This window comes from Paenibacillus sp. FSL W8-0919 (assembly GCF_038003785.1).
Lineage (GTDB): Bacteria > Bacillota > Bacilli > Paenibacillales > Paenibacillaceae > Paenibacillus_AQ > Paenibacillus_AQ lactis.
Window position 1 is genome coordinate 5,196,378 of record NZ_JBBOPV010000001.1, and the last position, 19,606, is coordinate 5,215,983.

Sequence of the window (19,606 nt, forward strand, 5' to 3'; positions counted from 1 at the left end):
GCCCTTTTTTTAGGTCGAATCGCCATTATCCCGCTGCATGGATCCTATGATATTGAATAATGTGATCATAACATGGCGATACATGCAATTGAGAGATATTTCACTCAACATGATTTGTTAGGAGAAGTGTTGTCATACATGACGCCGTTCCATCAGATTGATTCCGATGCCCATACATAAAACTGCGATCAGAATAAGCTTGGACAGCGGCAGCCACAGCTCCCCGATTCCATTGTCGTATATCGCAATCCCGGTCAAAGCCTCCATCGCGTGCGTGATCGGAAAGATTTCCGCCACCCCCAGCAGGATCGGGCTCGTAATGGTTCCCGGCGGCATATATACGCCGCTGACGAGCGGCATAATCGGAACGATGGACGGAAACAGCATGTTAAATTTTTCGGGTGTCCGGAGTATCCCCGCCAGCAGGATGCACATCGCAACTATGGTCATGGAGTACAGGGCAATGACCAGAAGCAATAATCCGTATCGATGGCCCAAACCGAAGTTGAAGGCGTAGCGAAAGATCAGAAATACGACTGTGATTTGCACGATGCCAATCATTGTGCTGTATAATAAATGCCCAAAGTAAATCTCCGATTTCCGAACAGGTGACAGGATGAGTCTGCTCCATATGCCAGTGATTTTGTCCTTCGTGATCGTGTTAACTTTGAATCCGATCGTCAGCATCACGAGGAACAAAGAGAACCCAAACATCAGCTGCAGGCCCATGTCGTAACGAAGCAGTTCCTCACCGTCTGTTCCCTTGACCTGAAGCGTTAACGGCGGTTCTTCCAGGTAGGTGTCTATCCGACTGCGAAATCCCTTTTCATCCCCTGCAGCGGCCGATACGGCCCGCAGCTCGAGCTCCCGCTCGAACACGGTGCGAATATGCTGCTCGGCGAGTTGAGCATTGGGACTTTCCTTTACGGCGATTATCCGATAATCGTCCCCCGTCAGCTTGACGGCCAGATCGGCGCGTCCCTCCCTCACCTTCGTTCTCGCAGATTGCTCGTCTTGAGCCCTAAACTTGAACGTATCGCCCTTGTTTAACAGAAGGAGCCATTCCTTCTCACTCTCCTTCAACTCCCCGGTCTCGCTGAACACGTCAATTTTCATCTTCTGCGTCATGCCCCCGCCGAACATCAGGGTCGCGATGATGCTAATTCCGATGAACAAAAGCAGCAGAAAGGGATTTCTTCGTTCTCTCATCCAATGCGATAAAAGAATGGAAACCATCAGATCCCCCCCTTTTTAGGAAACATCCATAAACCAGCAGCCATGATTATCACCGTATATATGCCTAAAGACAGCATCGGAAGCCACAGCTCCTGAAGCGGTGTACCCTGAATCCATTGAATCAGGGAGGTTAGCGCAAGCCCGTTTGGAGTCAGCCGGCCAACTTCCATCAGCCAATCCGGTAAAATATACATCGGTACCATGCTCCCTCCAATAACGCCAAGGAGGATCAACGCGATAAATGAAATCCCTACAGCCACATCCCCATCCTTCATGCGAAAAACCATCGCGGTAAACAAACCGGCGAATGCAGCCACCACTGCACAGAGCAAAACCATGAATATCCCTAACCCCAGCCAGAAGGACAGCGGCCTTCCGGGAAACAATTGAAACAAGACATGCGAGAGCAGGATCACGACCAACATTTGAAGCAAGGCGATGCAAAAAGTAGATGCCATCTTTCCGAGTTGAAACTGCATTGGCCGTGCCCCGGAGTACAGAAGACGAGTAAACACCTTCTCCCTCTTCTCTGTGATCGATTTCGAAGCCATTGTAATTGAGATGGACAGCGTGACAAAAATGGTGATCGCAAACGCAAAATATTGAAAAGATGTAATCATCCTGACACCTTCGATCCGTTCGAGTCCGCCGACGGGTGTTCGGGGAGCGGACCACGTACTACCGTCTGACCCGCTACCGGCGGCATGGCTCAAGGCCGCTTGATAATTGACTGTGCTTAGTAAACCGTTTAGCATATTTTGAAGGACGCTAACCTTGGTGGTGTCCTCCTCAGCAGTCAGAAGAAGCGCAGCTCCATCCCCTTCGTTCAGCAACAGCTTGTTTAACGAATCCAATGTATATGTTTCTGGAATCGTTATGACGGCGGTTACTTCCCCCGCTTTCAATTTCGTGTACGCTGTTTCGTGATCCAGTTGCAATACTTCTATATACCTGCTGACATCCTCGCTTCGAAACATTCCCATCAGCATTGCTTCCGGATCAAGATCAAGCATTGCAGTCTCCTCTACAAGCCCATCCTGTTCATCTGGAGACAACAAGCTTCCCTTCAGCTGCTCGTGAAAACGGGCTACCCCTTCCGTATGGCGGTTCTGGTTCACGAGCGCCACCTTCATTTCCAATGACGGATTGGAGTTATTCACCCAGCCCGGCAACGCAAACCCAAGGATTAGCGTCAATGCAATGGGCAAAAGCAATGCGACCAGCACTTCTTTACGGTCTCTCCAGAACAGCAGGATATCCTTTTTAAAATAGATGCCCAAAGGACGATCCTCCCCTCTAATCCCGCAAATTCCGGCCGGTCAGATGAAGGAACACATCTTCAAGGCTCGGTGAATCAATATGAATGTTTAGGATTTGAACGTCAAAACGTTCAGCCGCTTGGACGACCCGAGAGAGGATTTGATGGTTTTTCGTAACAATCAGCTTCAATCCAAGTTCGGTTTCCTCCACCTGCCGGACGGCCGCAAGTGTCTGCAGCTCCTCCGTAAACTCCGCATGCTGACGGTCTAGCCGAAGGAGCAGCGTTTCCTCACCGGATAAAATAAGCTGAAGCTCTTCCTTCGTTCCCGAAGCGATGATCCGGCCATGATCCATGATATACATCCGGCTGCAGAGCTGCTCGACCTCCTCCATGTAATGACTCGTATACAACACGGTCGTTCCCTTTTCACGGCTCAGGTGACGTACGGTATCGAGGATATGATTGCGGGACTGCGGGTCGATGCCCACTGTCGGTTCATCCATGATCACGATTTTCGGATCGTGCATAAGCGCCACCGCAATGTTAATCCGTCGCTTCATCCCTCCGGAATAGGTCCGGATGAGCTCCTTCTGGCGATCACGAAGTCCCACCATGTCGAGCAGCTCCTGAATTTTTAGCTCTAGCTCCTTCCCTTTAAGTCCATAAACCTTTCCGAAAAACTTCAGGTTCTCGTATGAACTGAGCTCCTCGTACAGTGCGATTTCCTGCGGAACAACCCCCAGCACCTTGCGAAGTTGCTGCGGATGCTTAATGACGCTTTGGCCGTTCAGTCGAACGTCTCCAGCCGTCGGCTTAAGAAGCGAAGAAATCATGGAGATGGTGGTTGATTTTCCAGCCCCGTTCGGGCCGATCAATCCAACCGACTCCCCCTCTTTCAAATACAGGCTGACTTCTTCCACCGCCGTCTTGCCTTTAAAAACTTTACGAAGCTCTACCGTTTCCAGCACGTTGTATCCCCCATTTCATGAAAAGGAATATCGCACAGCGAATGGCCGCGGATACCTAATATTTCGAGCTTGCTTACAGCTTCAAGTGTACATGGAAAAAGGCAGTGAATTCACTGCCCCCGGTCACTGCTTTCATATCAAACCATGACTTCAGTCATGTTACGTTCGTATGTATCTATCATCCTCAATTAAGGCCCCTATTCTTCGTCCGTCTATACGACATTGTGACGAATCGCATAAATCGCCAGCTGGGTACGGTCCCGTAGGTCCAGCTTATCCATGATTTGGCTGACATGATTCTTCACGGTGCCGACCGACAACCCAAGCTCACCAGCGATTTCGCGGTTGCTGCGGCCCTCCCCCACCAGACGCATAATGTCCAGCTCCCGTGGTGTAATCGACGTATCGACCGTCAGCTCCTTCCTCTCCTCCAGCAGCTTAGGGATCACCTTCGCCGCAACGTCTTCCTGCAGCGGAAGCCCGCCTGAGAGGCAGCTTTGAATCGCTCGAATCAGTGCTTCAGGCTCAGCATCCTTGAGCATGTATCCGCTCGCCCCGCTCTTCAGCGCTTCCACGGCATACTGATCGTCATTAAAGGTAGTAAGCATCAGTACCTTCAACTTCGGCCATCTCGCGCGAATCGTTCGGGCAGCCTCCAGACCGCTCATCTCGGGCATCCGGATGTCCAGCACCGCTACATCGTAAATATGGCTTTCGCAGAGCGCGACCGCCTCTTTACCGTTACCTGCTTCCCCGGTCACCCGCATGCTCCCACTGCTTTCAATCATCAATTTCAATCCTTGCCGAACCATGGCCTGATCTTCCGCCAACAAAATCCGTATCAGTTGACTCCCTCCTTGGTCTCCCGGTTCAATAACAACTCTCCTCTTACAACGAACACGTTGTCGTAATGCACAACCTCAAGCGAGCCGCCCTCACTCTCCAAACGCTCCCGCATCGATTGAAGGCCGTATCCCTCGCGGAACGACGACCGGAAGCCTTGGTACGGATTCGAAACCTCGAACCTGAACATTCCGCCGCCCGGCGCTTCAAACAGGATGGATACTTCCCGGGTGCTGCCATGCTTCATGGCATTGGTCATCGCTTCTTGAACCGCCCGGTACACTGCAATCGATTGCGAATTGCTAAGCGGGGTGGTAAGTGCACCGTGCCTGGCGGTAAGATGAACCCGCATGAAGCGCTCGGCCTCCAGCCGGCGAAGCAGGCCCATAATCCCTGCAAGGCCCCCGGTTTCTTGCTGCTTCAGCGACTTTACCGCGTTTCTCGTCTCCTCGAGACTTTCTTTTGCCAGCACTTTCAGCCCTTGCAGCACGTTTGCGGTATCATGATCTGCTTGGAGCCGCTGCATCTCAAGCTGCATGAGGAGGGCGGTCAACTTATGTCCGACGGAATCATGGATATCCCTGCCTACCTGCGCCCTCTCCTCCCGTCTCGCCAGCTGCTCATCCGTGACGAGACGGCGTTTCATATTCCGGTACTCGCTTAGCAGGGCTTCATTACGTGCCAGTGTTTCCTCGTATCTTGCCCTTTGCATCCGAAAGATCCCCAGGCCGAGGGCAAGCAGTATCGCGTACAACAGGAGAAACGGCAGCGGTAATCCAGGATACCCCATCAGTTTCGGTAACATCGCGCCGATCAACAGCACTATGCCGATTCCGATGGATTGGGCCGGGGAGACCCTGTATGCAGCCTTGCCAGCAAGTATGGAGAATACCAGCAGACTATATATATTGGGGCTTCCTTCACTGGCTGGCCATAACGAAACGACAGCAAAGACAGAGGCCGTCAATAATGTGACAAATAACATGGCAGGACGGTTCCGGAACAGCGGTGCGATAAAAAATGCGGCCAGAAATACGGCACTGCTCCCGATCCGCCATGAAAGTACATCGAGATCCCCAAGACTAAGATGCCATAACGCAAGCAACCAGCTGGCGATCAGAAGGAGCAGCCATATCCAAAATGAGCGCAAAGCCTTCCCCCGCTTTCTACGATGGTACCGTGCAGCCGAAACCGATCAGTCCATTCATTATTTTACCAATTGTTAGTTCAGCATCATCATATCATACGCCCTAGGCTCGGTTAACAATCAAATTGGAAATGATCTTCGGCTGTTCATCATTTGTGAAATTAACAACATACCAGCTTGAGGCCTTATAAATAAAGGGCTCTCTAGGTTGTATCCTTCCTCTAAATCAAGCAAAAACACGCCCGGATTTGTGACGAAACTGGTAACTCTCGTGAAGTTTTGAACAAAGTATGAACTGCCGAAAAACCGCGCCATTACAATGATTTCTCTCATAGCCCCCTCGTTTTGTAACAATTTGCACACATAACGTTAAACACATTGACAAATATCTGGATTTTTATGTTAGCAAAACCTGTTTATGTCTTTTGCAAAGCATTGCAGAACTTCCTAGTATATAGGTGACAAGAACATTGAATCGAACGAAGCCGTTTCAAGGAAAGGGGTACATCATGAACAAAAGAGGGCCGTTATTTGCAATGTTTGTAATTTTTACCTTGCTCTTATCGGGATGCAGCTCGCTTACGGTATTAAATCCGAAAGGACCGGCTGCCAGAACCCTATCCGATACAATCATATTCTCCATTCTGATGATGATCGGAATTTTGGTTGTAGTTTATGTGCTTTACATCTTCATGCTCACCAAATACCGGGCGAGAAAATCCAACGAGGGATATGAGCCTCCTCACGAGGAAGGGAACAAATGGCTGGAAATCCTGTGGACGGCCATCCCGATTGTGATCGTCGCGATCCTGTCTGTCGTCACGGTTAAGACAACGGTGGCTGTTGAAAAAGTGCCAGAAGGCTACGAGAATCAGAAGCCTCTCGTCATTTATGCTTCCTCATCCAACTGGAAATGGCACTTCAGCTATCCGGAAGAAGGGATCGAAACCGTCAATTACGTTAACATCCCGACCAACCGACCGATCGAGTTCAGACTCTACTCGTTCGGCCCGATTACAAGCTTCTGGATCCCGCAGCTGCACGGCCAGAAATACGCGATGAGCGACATGGTCACTAAGCTGAACATGGTTGCCGACGAGCCGGGCTCCATGCTGGGCCGGAACGCAAACTTCAGCGGCGAAGGCTTCGCCCACATGGAATTCGAGGCGCTGGCGATGTCGCCTGCCGATTACGAAGAATGGGTCAAGGACGTGAAGGATACGGCTCCTGAGCTGACACAGGACGAATTCAACAAGCTTCTGAAAACCGAGCATGTCGGAAGAATGACTTTCTCGACCAACCACTTGGAGTTCAGTCCTCCGCCTGAAGGTCATCATCATGGCGGCGACAGTAACGGCAATGAAGAGCACCAGGGACATAAAGAGCTGCATCCGGACCCTGCCACAACGGAAGAAACGGAGTTCGACAGGGAGAGCAACGTCAATCCGGATGAGCCGCTGCCAACTTCCCCGGCTGAAGAAAGTTCAACACATCAACATGATGGACATTAATTTGGAAGCTTTTGATGCGAAGCGTCTGATCGACTTCATACATCTAGAAAGGAGCTAGGCCTTTATGAAATGGGACGAATTTTTCGTTACCGGTGAACCGTTAATTTACGGTGCCATGGTGAGCATTGTTCTCGTCTCGCTCGCAATCCTCTTCGGATTGACCTATTACAAGAAATGGGGATATCTTTGGCGGGAATGGCTGACCACCGTGGATCACAAGAAAATCGGTGTCATGTACATCATCTGTGCACTGATCATGCTGTTCCGCGGCGGCGTGGACGCAATCATGATGCGCGCGCAGACCGCTGCGCCGGATATGAAGTTTCTTGACGGACAGCACTATAACGAGGTATTTACAACCCATGGCGTCATCATGATTCTGTTTATGGCGATGCCGTTTATTTTCGGTCTCATGAACGTTGTCGTGCCGCTGCAGATCGGCGCGCGCGACGTTGCGTTCCCCAAATTGAATGCGATCAGCTTCTGGTTGTTCTTTGCCGGAGCGATGCTGTTCAATATCTCCTTCGTGATTGGAGGATCCCCGGATGCCGGCTGGACCGCATACTTCCCATTGGCAAGTATCGAATTCAGTCCGACAGTCGGTAACAACTACTATTCCCTGGCGCTTCAGATCTCAGGGATCGGTACACTGCTGACGGGGGTTAACTTTATCGTAACCATCCTGAAGATGCGTGCGAAAGGCATGACTCTGATGCGCATGCCGATGTTTACTTGGTCCGTGCTGATTACGTGTGTCATCATCATTTTTGCATTCCCGGTCCTTACGATCGCCCTGCTGCTGATGATGTTCGACCGTATCTTCGGTTCCCAGTTCTTCACGATGGCCAATGGCGGTATGGATATGCTGTGGGCCAACCTGTTCTGGGTATGGGGTCACCCTGAAGTCTATATCGTTATTCTCCCGGCGTTCGGGATTTTCAGTGAGATTATCTCGGCGTTTTCGCGGAAAAATCTGTACGGCTACAGCTCAATGGTCGCGAGTATGGTTGTCATCTCCGGCCTGTCCTTCCTAGTCTGGGCCCACCACTTTTATACGATGGGTCAAGGCGCAATGGTCAACGGCTTCTTCTCCATTACCACGATGGCGATTGCCGTTCCGACGGGTGTCAAAATATTCAACTGGCTCTTTACGCTTCATAAGGGCCGAATCAGCTTTACAACACCGATGCTGTATTCACTCGCCTTCATCCCGATCTTTACGATTGGCGGCGTGACCGGCGTCATGCTGGCTATGGCCAGCGCAGACTACCAGTATCATAATACGATGTTCCTGGTTGCCCACTTCCACTATGTGCTCATTCCAGGTGCCGTATTCGCCGTCATTGCCGGCTTCCATTACTGGTTCCCGAAAGTATTCGGCTTCCGCCTGAACGAAAAGCTTGGCAAAACAGCATTCTGGTTCATCGCGATTTCGTTCAACGTCACCTTCTTCCCGCTGTTCTTCCTGGGACTGATGGGTATGACGCGCCGGACGTACACGTATTCGGCCGAGACCGGCTTCGGTCCGCTGAACATGCTGTCGATGGTCGGTGCGATCGGCCTGGCGATCGGATTTATCCTGCTGGTATACAACATTTACTGGAGTACGCGTTATCAGCCGCGGGATAAAACGGGTGACCCATGGGATGCACGCTCACTCGAATGGTCTACGCCAAGCCCAGTGCCAGTCTATAACTTTGCAGTTGCGCCTGAGGTTAAAGGCCGCGATGCATTCTGGTTCTCGAAGAAGAATAACGAACCGCTGTCGAATGAGAAAATTACGAAGATTCATATGCCGAGCAATACCGGAAAGCCGTTTATTCTGGGCATCGCCTTCTTCTTCCTTGGCTTCTTCCTGGTATTCAGCTGGTGGATTCCGTCCATCATCGCCGGTATTGCCGTGCTGATCATATTGGCTACCATGTCCTTTGACCGTGATCATGGTTATTACATTCCGGTTGAAGAGATCGTTCAAACCGAACAGAAACTGCGGGGTGATACGGTATGAAAATAGATGCCTCTCAGCCGCTGGAATATGGAACAGAGGAGAACCGTAATCGCATATTTGGATTCTGGCTGTTCCTCGGAGCTGAAATTGCGCTCTTTGCTACCTTGTTTACCGTCTACTTCGTCCTCGCAGACCGCCATGCCAGCGGTCCGAGCGGAGCGGAAATCTTTGAAATTACGCCGGTACTGCTTGAAACGTTCGTGCTCCTGACAAGCAGCTTTACCATCGGCCTTGCGGTTCACGCGATGCGCCTTGGCCTTAAGAAGCAGATGATGATCTTTATGATCATCACGCTTCTCCTGGGAGCAGGCTTTCTCGGAATCGAAATTTTCGAATTCTTTACGTATGTGCACGAAGGCGTCACGCTGTCTACCAGTGCCTTCGCATCAAGCTTGTTCACCCTTCTGGGTACGCACGGAGCTCACGTGACCTTCGGTCTGCTCTGGGGGACCGCGATCCTCATTCAACTCAAGAAATACGGGCTGGATCATTCAACAGCGAACAAGTCCTTCATTTTCTCGCTGTACTGGCATTTCCTTGATGTTGTCTGGATCTTTATCTTCAGCTTTGTTTATCTGAAAGGACTGATGTGACATGTTAAAACAGCTGTTTCCTATTAAGCATGTAGCGGGTTATATCTCGTCCCTCGTCCTTTCAGCCGTCGCCCTTGTCGTCCTGCTGGATATTCCGGCAGGATCGAAAATGGCCATTTTGCTGGTAACTGCAGTTTTGCAGGCTGCCGTTCAGCTTATGCTCTTCATGCACGTCGGAGAAAGCGAGGATAAGAAGTCCGTCTACATCAATATCGCCTATGCCCTTTTCGTTGCGCTAGTGACCATCCTGGGTACGCTGTTCATCTTTGTATGGGGCTGGTACTCCTAAACGGGAGTCCGCCGCAGCGCGGCAAATGAATATGAGAATAGATCTAGACTGCAAGGAACTGTCCCATTCGTAGGTTTTCTACGGCGGGACAGTTTTTTTATGTTGTCGATCAAACCCGTGGATATTGAGAGCCATGGGGCTGCTCTTCTCCGTCTTTACGTTTTCGACATAGCATTTGCAGGATTTCCGATCTTACGATTCCTGTAGCTTATGTAAGAGTACTAGTCTTACGATTGCCCTAACCTTACGTTTCCCATACGCTTTCAAGGGGAAGTCCCCGTTCTGTTCGCGCTAAATCAACAACGCGCTGGATAAAGGCTGTTTTTGCCTTCGTGTATTCTTCCGGATCGTCATGATACCGTTCAGCCAACATGCGTTTAAGTTCGCCGTATTCCAGGACCAAATCGGGGTGAGCCCGGAGGTAGTCGCGAAACAGCAATTCCTTTCTTTCGTAAAATCCCTCCTTCGGCAGGATATGCAAGTGATGCGTGCGCACCCTTGCATGTTCTTTTATGAATAAATAGCGTCCGGTCATGCCGTTCTCCATAAAGCGGTAGCCTGAATTGCTAAGCAAAGCTGCATAGTCTTGTTTTTGAAGCAATGGGTGTACGGCCGCGTACATATCGATGATTGGCTTGGCATCTTGATTCGGTATCGACGTACTGCCTGCATGTTCGATGGTGACGATGTGAGGGGCCAGAGCGTTAAGCAATCGGTCTTTCTCTTTCTCAAATTCCAGAGACCATTCCGTTTTGTAAGATACTACTTTGACCACATACTTAGACATTGATTCATCCTCCTTCCCTTATCAGGGCGCTAAATATAACAGGACCTCCAAGAGTATCATTTGATGATGGCTTTGTCAATTATATCCAGCCATAAGGAGTGTCTTTCCAAACAAAAACAGGAGGCCCCCCAAAGATCTAGAGATCTTATAGGACTGCCTCCCTTAAAATCGAGCACGAGAATTATAGTTCTTCGAGCAGCTTTTCCTCCTCCATATCGGTTGACAGGGCTAACCGTTCGCCGGAGCGCCTCTGCATCAGCTGATCCTTGAGCATCCGGACGAATGCATCGTCCCGGGCGAGCCAGACGCCATACTGCCGCTTCAAGTGCCGCTCCGCTTCGTCGAAGGAACCGAATCGAAAAGGCAGCTCCTCCCCGTTCCACTCCACGATCCATTCTCCGGACCGGCAGTATACGAAAACAAGGTCCTCTCCCCAGCTCTCATACAGCACTCCCGATTCGGAGCCTTTGAGATTGAATTGATTCCGGTGCGCATCCAGCCGGATCGGCTCCAATTCGAAAGGCTCGGCTGCAAACAGCCTGTACACCTCCTCCGTGATCGTGCACCCGGATGCCTTGGAGTGGCCACCGCCTCCGTAACGCATTGCCACTTCGGATACATCGACATGGTCGTGAATCGTCCGCAGGCTCAATTTCCGGCCGCCCATATTCAAAATGGCGATATAGTCCAGATGCGGGTAGATCGTCCCCAGCTCACTGGCCAATTCGGAATGATAGGACTCTGCATATACGATGCCGACGCAGTACTCATCAATGAAGGTTTGAATGATCTCCCGCTGCTTGCGCCGAATATAGCGGCCAATCTTGTCCTCCTCCATGTCCAGAATCTTTTCTTCGAACTCGTCGAAATAAAACTCTTCCGCACTGCGCAGACGCTCGACCATCTTCGATTCAAACTCATCGATGGACAGCATGTAGAACAGATCGTTCAGCCGCTTGGCCTCCGGCTTCTCGGCTTCCTCCCATTCCCAGGTATCGTACAGCCGCACAAGCTCCACGAATTGATCGAGGGATTCGGATTGGCTGAGATGCCCGTGTTGAATGAGATACTCGTAGAGCAGGGAGGTTGCCGATGCCAATCGTCCGTCCCTGTGCGTTACCGTCACCTGGCCCCACATATAATCGTTTAAATGGAGCGCGGTTTTATGATGATCAATAAGCTGTACCTGTCCGCCTTCCTCTACGAACAGATTCAACTGCTTCTCAATGTCGGGTGCTACCGACAGATCCGTTATGAATAACATGTCGTAGGGATGCTCTTCTAAGGAGAAGCGGTTCAAGTATCTTGCAACCTGCTGGTTCAATCCATTGATCGTGTTGTAGCGCACGTCGACTCCATCGCCGAACGCACATTTTGCAATAATGCCGCAGCCAACGCCATCCAGGTCGTTGTGACTGTAGAGATGGTACATATCCAGCATCCTCCTTGCAGGTCGTATATAGAATCAATCAGGACAATCTCCACACCATACGATTCCCTAATATCTTCCGTTTTAATCTCCGGATCAGATGACCGTGATCAACAAAAAAAAAGAAGCGTATGCGAATACGCTTCCTCGTTCACAAATACAGCTATGATCTAATTAAGCCTGTTGAACAGATCTCGGACCTTTCGTTGCCTTAACTTCATACATGGCATGGCTCGAGCTGATGACATGTTCGGGCTGCGGCTTGCCGCGGGAATCGCGGTGCCCTTGAATATGAGCGGGACTGGTCTCCCAGCGCTTCCAGGCTTCCTTGTCTTCCCAACGGATCATGACGATCACTTCTTCGGTCTCATCGCTCCGCTTGGCATTCTTAACGAGAACGCTCAGATCGATAAATCCTTCGATTTCTTCAATCGGCCCGGGCTTGCTGAAGCGCTCGACAACCAGATGCGAGGTGCCGGCTTTTACGACGATGGTTTTCGTTTCAATTAACATATTCAAAAAGCACTCCTTTGATAATAATACGATTTACATAATAACTCCATTCTAAATGATAACGATTATCATTGTCAAATCAGCGCCAGTGAGACAGCTGTTCAAGCTCGCCGGTTAATTAAGCGTATGTTTCGGATTGAAAAAAGTCTGGTCAGCAATCAGTTTGCTGACCAGACCTTCATGAATTTAGCGTTGGACGCCGCACGGATTGACAACCCTTGCAATCTTCCTGCAGATAGGAAAGGGTACGAAACCCTGCTTTCTTCAGTTTCCGTGCCGCACGGAAGCCGTCGGAGCGCTTGGGTGTTACGATTACAACATGATCGCCTGGGCGAAGCTCTTTCTCCCATACATAAGGCAATCTTCCGAGCGATATATTGATCATTTCTTTATGTGGGTCCGGCGTAAACTCAGAGACATCGCGGACATCCAACAGCTTCAAATCCGGGCATTCCTTCCTCGCTTGCTGCAGGTCGCTGCACTTCATCAGCTGCAAGTCGGCGATTGGCACATATCGCCGGTATAGAACGACGAAGGCCGCTATTAAAAAGGCAAATGCAATCAGCATGGAAGCACTCCCCCGTAATTGTTATTTCGTACTGGCAGATACTCGCCAAGGAACCGATAGATCGAGCGATGGTTATCTCCCACGCCTCTCTACCCCTACGGGTATATAGTATGTGCTTCCCTGCCAATTGTCAACCCATGTTTATAATGCGCATTCCTCAATTTCAAAACCCATATCTTCAATCATGCCCCAGTCGTCTGTATGCGCCTGGCCGGACGTTGTCAGGTAATCACCGATGAAAATCGAATTGGCTGCATATAATCCGAGCGGCTGCAGGGATCGGAGATTGACTTCCCGGCCGCCGGCAACCCGAATCTCCTTCGACGGATTGACAAATCGCATCATCGCAAGAATTTTTAGACACATCCTCGGAGTCAGCTCCTTCCTACCTTCCATCGGCGTGCCGTCAATCGCATTCAAGAAATTGCAAGGGATCGAATCGGCATCAAGCTCTTTCAGTGCGAATGCTATTTGCACCCGTTCTTCCAGGCTTTCGCCCATTCCGAAAATGGCACCTGAGCACGGAGACATGCCGGAGGTAGTCGCCTGCTTGACCGTTTCTACACGTTGATCATAGGTATGCGTCGTTGTGATATTCTCATAATTGTCTTTGGACGTATTAAGGTTGTGGTTGTACCGGTGCACCCCGGCTTCAGCAAGCTGTGCCGCATGCTGCTCGCTTAGAAAGCCCAGACAGCAGCAAACCTTCAAATCCGTTGTCGCCCGGATCTCCTTCACTGCTTCAACCACATGCTCCATTTCCCGGTTGGACGGACGCCGGCCGGAAGCAACAATGCAATAGGTACCGGCTTTGCGGCGGATCGATTCCCGGGCCCCCTCCAGAATTTTCTCCTTGGTCAGCCATGCGTATTTCTCGATCGGGGCTTCGGATACGATTGACTGGGAGCAATAGCCGCAATCCTCGGGACACATCCCCGATTTGGCGTTTACGATCATATTCAGCTTTACCTTATTGCCGTAATACTCTCTGCGGATCCGGTAAGCGGCTTGCATTACCGTCAGCAGCTCTCCATCGTCACTCTGCAGGATCGCCAGCGCTTCTTCCGGCTTTATAGAATACCCTTGCACAATTTGCTCTGCCAGCTTCAGCCAATCCAACTGAACGGAAGTCGTCATCTCTCACTTCTCCTCTACCAATCAAATATACGTCAACCTAAAAACTTCGATTATAGGTTGACAATATGGGTAATCATACCACACGATCAGCGGGGACAACAATACTTATGCGTTGTCTTTAAACACGGATCTGCCTTCGATAGGCTGCTACATACCAATCAAACTCGGCTTTATTCAGAGCGGTTGACGCAAAGCGGCTGATGCAGGGAGGCTCGGTACTGTGCTGACAGTTCTGTGCTGCCTGTTACTGAACTCTTTGCACAGAGCCCATGTATTTTCCGTTATTCTCTGCCTACTGCCCAAGCTGCTTGTTCTTTTAAGAGATATTGTTGTTTATGAACGAACAAAAGAGCCGTTCCACAAGCGCTTAACCGCTTCGTGAAACAGCTCTTAGTCATTACCTATCCCTTAAGTCAGGGTTCCCGCTTCGGAAGCATCTTGACATAGTCGTCCGACAGCTTCATTAACTGCAATATATAATCATAATCCTGCCGGTAGGGTGATAGGTCCTCAACAGGCTCCATCGTCTTGATGGATACGGCGGACCCATCCTCAAAGCCGTCTCCCGGAACGAACAGAATGTCGTTATTGAAGAACGAGCCTGTCGGCAGATAGTAACGCATGCCAATCACATTCCGCTTCACATTCAGCAGATCATGGCCGAATGCCGTAAACTTTTCGTCCGCCAGCGAAATGCCGAGCAGGTTTGCTACGGTCGGGAGAATATCAACCTGCCCTCCCACTTGTTCAATCGTGCGCCCCTTGTCCATACCCGGAACATGAATAATCAGCGGAATGTTAAAGCGGCTAATCCGTTCATGGTAGGGAATGCCCAATGTCTGCGAGATCATATTCGCATCGGCTTCGGCCGGATTGATGCCGAAATGATCGCCGTACACGACGAGCACCGTCTCGTCCCACATCCCGCTTTGCTTAAGCTGATCCACCAGAGTGCCCAGCGCATAATCGGAGTAGTTCACCGATTGCAGGTAGTTCCCGAGATGGGTTCCCCTTAGCTCTGCAGGCAGGGCCAACTTCGCGTACTCCTCTTTCACGGTATACGGGGAGTGATTCGAGACCGTAATCATATGCGCATATGACAGCTTATTCTGCTGCCGGTTCTCGAGCAGCTTTTCCATCCCGACGCGAAACAGCTCTTCATCCGAAGGGCCGAAGTCATTAAAATGATCATTTTTATAATAAGGCTTATCAAAAAAATGTTGAAAATCCAGGGCAGGATACAGTTTATTCCGATCCCAGAACTTCAGATCGTTTACGTGGAATGTGCTGGTGACATACCCTTGCTGCCCCAGGAGTCTCGGAAGACTTGGCAGTTCCTTGCTGCCAAAGCCGGTCGACATCGCAACCGTGCCCGTCGGATAGATGGAGGTATTGACGGCGAACTCGGCATCCGACGTATTTCCTTGGCCGATCTGCTGGAAGATATGCGGAAAATACAAGCCTTCTTCAGCCAGCTTGTTCATAACCGGTGTAATTTCCTGACCGTCCAGGGACTGCCCGATCGGGAATCGCTGCAGCGATTCCATCTGTACGATGATCAGGTTTTTGCCTTTTGCGGCACCAAATCCTTCCGGCTGCTTCCCTTTGTCTTCACCGTAGGGATACGAAGCCTGCAGCTGCCGGATCTCCCCGATTTTCTCTTGCAGATTTCCTTGTGCCAGTGCGCGGTTCTCCTGCGATTGCCGGACGACGGCAGATACCTGATAGTTCATGAAGCCCATATTCTCTGCTCGGACAATTTCATTCTCGATCCCCCATGCCTTCCTTACGATCAGAGTAGAGAGCACCAGGGCTAGCACCAGAATGCCTCCCATGGCCAAACGCCATCTCATTCCTGATCTGGCAGAGGAAATATAAGAGCGCTGCGTGCTGAAGTGCAGTCCTCTATGGGTTCTTGAGCGGATTTTCCGAAAAATAATGACCAGCAGAATGATCAGCAAATCCAGGAAGAATAAAAAATGCGCCGGCTCCAGCAAAGGGATAATGCTGGATCTCACCTGATTCACCTGCCCCAAACCGGCCATGGCTGTATACGTCGGGATTGACCCGAAATGAACGTTATACACAGCCGAGGCAAACAGAATGAAGGAGAAGACAAGATTGATCACCCTATAGGCGGTTTTCTTGCCTTTTATCGGGAGAAGCAGCTCCAGCAAACTGAGCAGGGCCAGAAGGGACAACGCATCCGTAAGCACCTTTCCCCATGCCACCCCGTTAAACAAGAATACCCTTAATAGGATGAGCTTCAAAAATAACGTCAAAAACATAAAAATATATATTTTTAACCTTTGCTCATGATTCCGATCCATGACTCGATCCCTCTTTTGTAAAATGAATTTAAACGTGCAGCCTCCATTATAACAGGAATGTAAAATCCGATCTAATTCCAAGGCCTCCCCCCGCCCAATCCTTTCCATGTGGGGTCAATTGTCTCAAGCGGAAGGGCCCCGTTCAGCGTAGGATAGAGCATCCTAAACTATAAGGCTGGAGGGACCATTCATGAAGATGGTTGTAACCGGCGGAGCGGGTTTTATCGGGTACCACCTGGTGAACGGACTCGTTAATCGCGGATACGAGGTTCATGTTATAGATAATCTGACAACCGGTGATCCCGGCCGCCTTCACAGTGAGGCGATTCTGCATGTGGCCGATGTGAACAGCCTCCATACTACGGAATATATCGCGATGTTAAAACCGGACGTCGTCTTTCATCTAGCCGCCCAGGCCGATGTGCAGCGATCCATTCAGAGTCCCAGACTGGACGCGGATGCGAACATCATGGGCACCCTGAACCTGCTTGAAGCATGCCGCAAAGCGGGTGTGCGAAAGTTCGTGTACGCTTCGACCGCCGGCGTATATGGCGATCTTGAAAAGCCCGAGCTGCATGAAACCGACCCGCTATCGCCAATCTCCTTCTATGCGTTATCGAAAATGGTAGGCGAACATTACGTGCGGCTCTATCACCGTTTCTTCGGCTTGACTTACACGATTCTGCGCTACGGCAACGTATATGGTCCGGGTCAGACGCCCAAAGGCGAAGGCGGCGTCGTTGCCGTTTTCGGGGCTCGACTGCTGCAGAAGCTGCCGCTGCACATATATGGGGACGGCAGCCAGACGAGGGACTTTATTTTTGTCAAGGACGTTGTGGAAGCCAATCTCGCAGCCATCCATCATGGCGATCAAGAGATTCTGCACGTCAGCACCGGAAGCAGCCAACCGATCAATCACCTGGTCGAGTTGATTCGCTGTAATCATCCCGAACCGATCCATATTGAATATCACCCGGCTAAGCCGGGTGACATCGTCCATAGCTGCCTGAACAATTCCCGAGCTCGCGAGATCCTGGAATGGTATCCCCGCTACCGGCTTGAGGAAGGCATTGCGGAAACCTACCATTCCTGGGTGCAGCCGACATAGGAAGGCCCGAAGCCCCTTCTCCGCAGCCCCTTTTCGGGCGGGTAGAGCTGACGGTAATCACTTAAAAAATAGCCCGGCTCGATTCCTGAAGTGGAATGAGCCGGGCTATTGGTCACGGTGCAAGTCCCTTGGAGCTCCTTTTCACCTGCACAAGTCCCTTTTCGGGACGTGCTGCGCCCTTGGAGCTCCTTTTCTCTCGCACAAGTCCCTTTTCGGGACGTGATCCGCCTTCAGAGCTCCGTAAAGATCAAGTAATTGTTCACCCGAACTGACCCACTTTGCATGTTCTTCCGGACCATTCCGGCCAAAACCCATGCAAACCGGCCTGCTCTGTACGACACTTCGTACAAAGCAGGCCGTGCTCGCGCCCCTCACAGCCCGATAGCCTGAAGCATGGATGCAAAGTTCATCGCATACAAATGCGGATTAAAACTCTCGTGCACATGGTTCTTCGCCCGTGTCCGGATGTGCTCACGCAATCCCGGACTCCTCATCAGCTCAAGCCCCTCCTGTACCGCATGCTGGATGTTCCCCAGAACATAGAACTTTCCTGTTTCATTATGATACACCGAGGTTGAGACACCATCCGAATCCGTCGTAAGCACCGGACAACGGCAGCTCATCGCCTCCAGCACCGCGTACGGCGCTCCCTCCACCTTCGATGTGCTGCACAGAAAGCCGCCGGAGTCCCCGATGATGGAGTAATAGTACGGCATCTGTGCATTCGGGACATTCGCACGGATCGTAAGCCGGTCGGACAAGCCGAGCTCGGCGATCAGTGCATGAAACTGCTCGCGTTCCGATGGAATGCTGAGCTGATTATCCTCGAACATCCATAATTGCAGATCCGGTACGTGAGCCATAAGCTGATGTCCAATATGAAGAAATTCGCGCCAGTTCTTATTGTCCTCGATGCGCCCGAGCCACGCTATGATCGGGCTGGCATGAATCCCGGACGGCCTGTATGTGAATTCGGTGCCATCAAAGCAATTATTGAAATTGAATTGCGGTTTGTTGGGATATAAATCCCGGAATAACGCGGAAATATGCGGCGTGTTCGGATTGAGCAGCCCATCCGCATAGGCATTGACATAAGGAATGGCTTGTGTCAGCTGTGCTTGGGCAACGCTCCTTGGTCCGTAGCCTTGGATTTCCAGCAGCATTTTCCCTTGGTAACCCAGCATGCGGAATCTTGGAAAGCTTGCATGATCCGTCGTCACAACGATGCAATTAAAACCGCACGAGTCCAAAATATGCTTGATCTCGATATCGTTCCGGGTCACATATATCGGAAAGTCCGCAGGATTTTGCATACCCGAGCCCCAGGAATAATACAGGCAATGAGATTCAATCCCTGCGAGGCGGAGTGCACGGCACCGCTGTCTGTTCAATGTCTCGACGCCTCCGCTCGGTACATAGTATACGAACAGCACCTTCATGTCGCGCCCTCCTTATTCAATCGTATAAAAATCGGATTTTGAAAATACAGCCACAAGCTGGCCCTGATTTTTGGCATGAACCGTAATTTGCGTGGAGTATGAATAGTTGATGTTCGTTACCAGCAGCAAGCTGAATGTCATATTTTGGTTCGTGATATCTGGCACAAATACGGTAGCCCCCGCTGCGGCATGCACCAGCCCGACGTAATAAACGCCATGGGGATAATACCCGTGGATCAATACGTCAAAGTCCTCCCCGCCCGTGTTCGTAATCGTCAGATCGACCGACTGGATATAACGCGCATCAATACTTCCGTACTCTGCAGCATCTAATCGAAAGATGGACATCGTATTCCCCCCTGCTATTGAAGGATCATTAATAACAGGGTATGTATGACGACCTATCGGCGGAAGGGCCAATCCATTGAGGACGTTCGAC

At 50.7% G+C, this 19,606-nt stretch carries 18 protein-coding genes; 5 read left to right on the forward strand and 13 right to left on the reverse strand.

What is annotated here, in order from left to right:
* Positions 1-132 precede the first annotated feature (132 nt).
* The 5 genes from NST44_RS23460 to NST44_RS23480 form a co-directional block, all read right to left on the reverse strand.
* Positions 133-1,236, reverse strand: a complete 1,104-nt coding sequence (locus NST44_RS23460) for an ABC transporter permease (protein WP_210095288.1) — start codon at positions 1,234-1,236, stop codon at positions 133-135.
* Positions 1,236-2,516 (reverse strand): ABC transporter permease, encoded by a 1,281-nt coding sequence (locus NST44_RS23465; RefSeq protein ID WP_210095287.1) that lies wholly within the window; start codon positions 2,514-2,516, stop codon positions 1,236-1,238. Before NST44_RS23465 ends, NST44_RS23460 begins: the two co-directional genes overlap by 1 nt.
* Positions 2,517-2,532: 16 nt before the next feature.
* Positions 2,533-3,465 (reverse strand): ABC transporter ATP-binding protein, encoded by a 933-nt coding sequence (locus NST44_RS23470; protein WP_210095286.1) that lies wholly within the window; start codon positions 3,463-3,465, stop codon positions 2,533-2,535.
* 212 nt (positions 3,466-3,677) lie between these two features.
* The gene (locus NST44_RS23475) at positions 3,678-4,310 is read right to left on the reverse strand and encodes a response regulator (RefSeq protein ID WP_210095323.1); all 633 of its coding nucleotides are present in this window, start codon (positions 4,308-4,310) and stop codon (positions 3,678-3,680) included.
* Positions 4,307-5,458, reverse strand: a complete 1,152-nt coding sequence (locus NST44_RS23480) for a sensor histidine kinase (protein ID WP_210095285.1) — start codon at positions 5,456-5,458, stop codon at positions 4,307-4,309. Before NST44_RS23480 ends, NST44_RS23475 begins: the two co-directional genes overlap by 4 nt.
* A 506-nt stretch (positions 5,459-5,964) precedes the next feature.
* Here NST44_RS23480 and qoxA point away from each other — a divergent pair.
* The 4 genes from qoxA (at position 5,965) to qoxD (ending at position 9,856) form a co-directional block, all read left to right on the forward strand.
* Complete coding sequence (gene qoxA, locus NST44_RS23485; RefSeq protein ID WP_213616913.1) at positions 5,965-6,966, forward strand: cytochrome aa3 quinol oxidase subunit II; 1,002 nt, start codon at positions 5,965-5,967, stop codon at positions 6,964-6,966.
* A gap of 64 nt (positions 6,967-7,030) precedes the next feature.
* The gene (gene qoxB / locus NST44_RS23490) at positions 7,031-8,974 is read left to right on the forward strand and encodes a cytochrome aa3 quinol oxidase subunit I (protein ID WP_007130377.1); all 1,944 of its coding nucleotides are present in this window, start codon (positions 7,031-7,033) and stop codon (positions 8,972-8,974) included.
* Entirely contained in the window at positions 8,971-9,567 is a 597-nt protein-coding gene (gene qoxC, locus NST44_RS23495) for a cytochrome aa3 quinol oxidase subunit III (RefSeq protein ID WP_028405514.1), read from the forward strand. Before qoxB ends, qoxC begins: the two co-directional genes overlap by 4 nt.
* A gap of 1 nt (position 9,568) precedes the next feature.
* Entirely contained in the window at positions 9,569-9,856 is a 288-nt protein-coding gene (qoxD, locus tag NST44_RS23500; RefSeq protein WP_028405513.1) for a cytochrome aa3 quinol oxidase subunit IV, read from the forward strand.
* Between the two features lie 244 nt (positions 9,857-10,100).
* On the opposite strand, the gene NST44_RS23505 is transcribed toward qoxD, so the two are convergent.
* The 6 genes from NST44_RS23505 to NST44_RS23530 form a co-directional block, all read right to left on the reverse strand.
* Positions 10,101-10,643: a GrpB family protein gene (locus NST44_RS23505; protein ID WP_210095284.1), complete on the reverse strand. Its 543-nt coding sequence runs from the start codon at positions 10,641-10,643 to the stop codon at positions 10,101-10,103.
* A 181-nt stretch (positions 10,644-10,824) separates the two neighbouring features.
* Positions 10,825-12,075 carry a DHH family phosphoesterase gene (locus NST44_RS23510; protein ID WP_028405512.1) on the reverse strand — a complete coding sequence of 417 codons (1,251 nt, stop codon included), beginning with the start codon at positions 12,073-12,075 and terminating at the stop codon, positions 10,825-10,827.
* Between the two features lie 171 nt (positions 12,076-12,246).
* Positions 12,247-12,585, reverse strand: coding sequence for an antibiotic biosynthesis monooxygenase (locus NST44_RS23515; RefSeq protein ID WP_007130382.1), 339 nt, complete (start codon positions 12,583-12,585; stop codon positions 12,247-12,249).
* 178 nt (positions 12,586-12,763) lie between these two features.
* Complete coding sequence (locus NST44_RS23520) at positions 12,764-13,153, reverse strand: rhodanese-like domain-containing protein (RefSeq protein ID WP_007130383.1); 390 nt, start codon at positions 13,151-13,153, stop codon at positions 12,764-12,766.
* Between the two features lie 141 nt (positions 13,154-13,294).
* The gene (gene bioB, locus NST44_RS23525; RefSeq protein WP_210095283.1) at positions 13,295-14,290 is read right to left on the reverse strand and encodes a biotin synthase BioB; all 996 of its coding nucleotides are present in this window, start codon (positions 14,288-14,290) and stop codon (positions 13,295-13,297) included.
* 413 nt (positions 14,291-14,703) lie between these two features.
* On the reverse strand, positions 14,704-16,620 hold the full coding sequence (locus NST44_RS23530) for an LTA synthase family protein (RefSeq protein ID WP_210095282.1): 1,917 nt from the start codon (positions 16,618-16,620) through the stop codon (positions 14,704-14,706).
* Between the two features lie 190 nt (positions 16,621-16,810).
* On the opposite strand from NST44_RS23530, the gene NST44_RS23535 reads away from it, so the two are divergent.
* Entirely contained in the window at positions 16,811-17,728 is a 918-nt protein-coding gene (locus tag NST44_RS23535) for an NAD-dependent epimerase/dehydratase family protein (protein WP_210095281.1), read from the forward strand.
* A gap of 371 nt (positions 17,729-18,099) precedes the next feature.
* Here NST44_RS23535 and NST44_RS23540 read toward each other — a convergent pair whose 3' ends face one another.
* Positions 18,100-19,167: a glycosyltransferase family 4 protein gene (locus tag NST44_RS23540; RefSeq protein ID WP_210095280.1), complete on the reverse strand. Its 1,068-nt coding sequence runs from the start codon at positions 19,165-19,167 to the stop codon at positions 18,100-18,102.
* A gap of 12 nt (positions 19,168-19,179) precedes the next feature.
* Positions 19,180-19,515, reverse strand: a complete 336-nt coding sequence (locus tag NST44_RS23545) for a hypothetical protein (protein WP_007130388.1) — start codon at positions 19,513-19,515, stop codon at positions 19,180-19,182.
* Between the last annotated feature and the right edge of the window lie 91 nt (positions 19,516-19,606).

Coding starts and splice junctions, on each gene's coding strand:
- NST44_RS23460 (WP_210095288.1), bottom strand. CDS start 1,236: ATGGTTTCCATTCTTTTATCGCATTGGATGAGAGAACGAAGAAATCCC.
- qoxA (WP_213616913.1), top strand. CDS start 5,965: ATGAACAAAAGAGGGCCGTTATTTGCAATGTTTGTAATTTTTACCTTG.
- qoxB (WP_007130377.1), top strand. CDS start 7,031: ATGAAATGGGACGAATTTTTCGTTACCGGTGAACCGTTAATTTACGGT.
- qoxC (WP_028405514.1), top strand. CDS start 8,971: ATGAAAATAGATGCCTCTCAGCCGCTGGAATATGGAACAGAGGAGAAC.
- qoxD (WP_028405513.1), top strand. CDS start 9,569: ATGTTAAAACAGCTGTTTCCTATTAAGCATGTAGCGGGTTATATCTCG.
- NST44_RS23505 (WP_210095284.1), bottom strand. CDS start 10,643: ATGTCTAAGTATGTGGTCAAAGTAGTATCTTACAAAACGGAATGGTCT.
- NST44_RS23510 (WP_028405512.1), bottom strand. CDS start 12,075: ATGTACCATCTCTACAGTCACAACGACCTGGATGGCGTTGGCTGCGGC.
- NST44_RS23515 (WP_007130382.1), bottom strand. CDS start 12,585: ATGTTAATTGAAACGAAAACCATCGTCGTAAAAGCCGGCACCTCGCAT.
- NST44_RS23520 (WP_007130383.1), bottom strand. CDS start 13,153: ATGCTGATTGCATTTGCCTTTTTAATAGCGGCCTTCGTCGTTCTATAC.
- bioB (WP_210095283.1), bottom strand. CDS start 14,290: ATGACGACTTCCGTTCAGTTGGATTGGCTGAAGCTGGCAGAGCAAATT.
- NST44_RS23530 (WP_210095282.1), bottom strand. CDS start 16,620: ATGGATCGGAATCATGAGCAAAGGTTAAAAATATATATTTTTATGTTT.
- NST44_RS23535 (WP_210095281.1), top strand. CDS start 16,811: ATGAAGATGGTTGTAACCGGCGGAGCGGGTTTTATCGGGTACCACCTG.
- NST44_RS23540 (WP_210095280.1), bottom strand. CDS start 19,167: ATGAAGGTGCTGTTCGTATACTATGTACCGAGCGGAGGCGTCGAGACA.
- NST44_RS23545 (WP_007130388.1), bottom strand. CDS start 19,515: ATGTCCATCTTTCGATTAGATGCTGCAGAGTACGGAAGTATTGATGCG.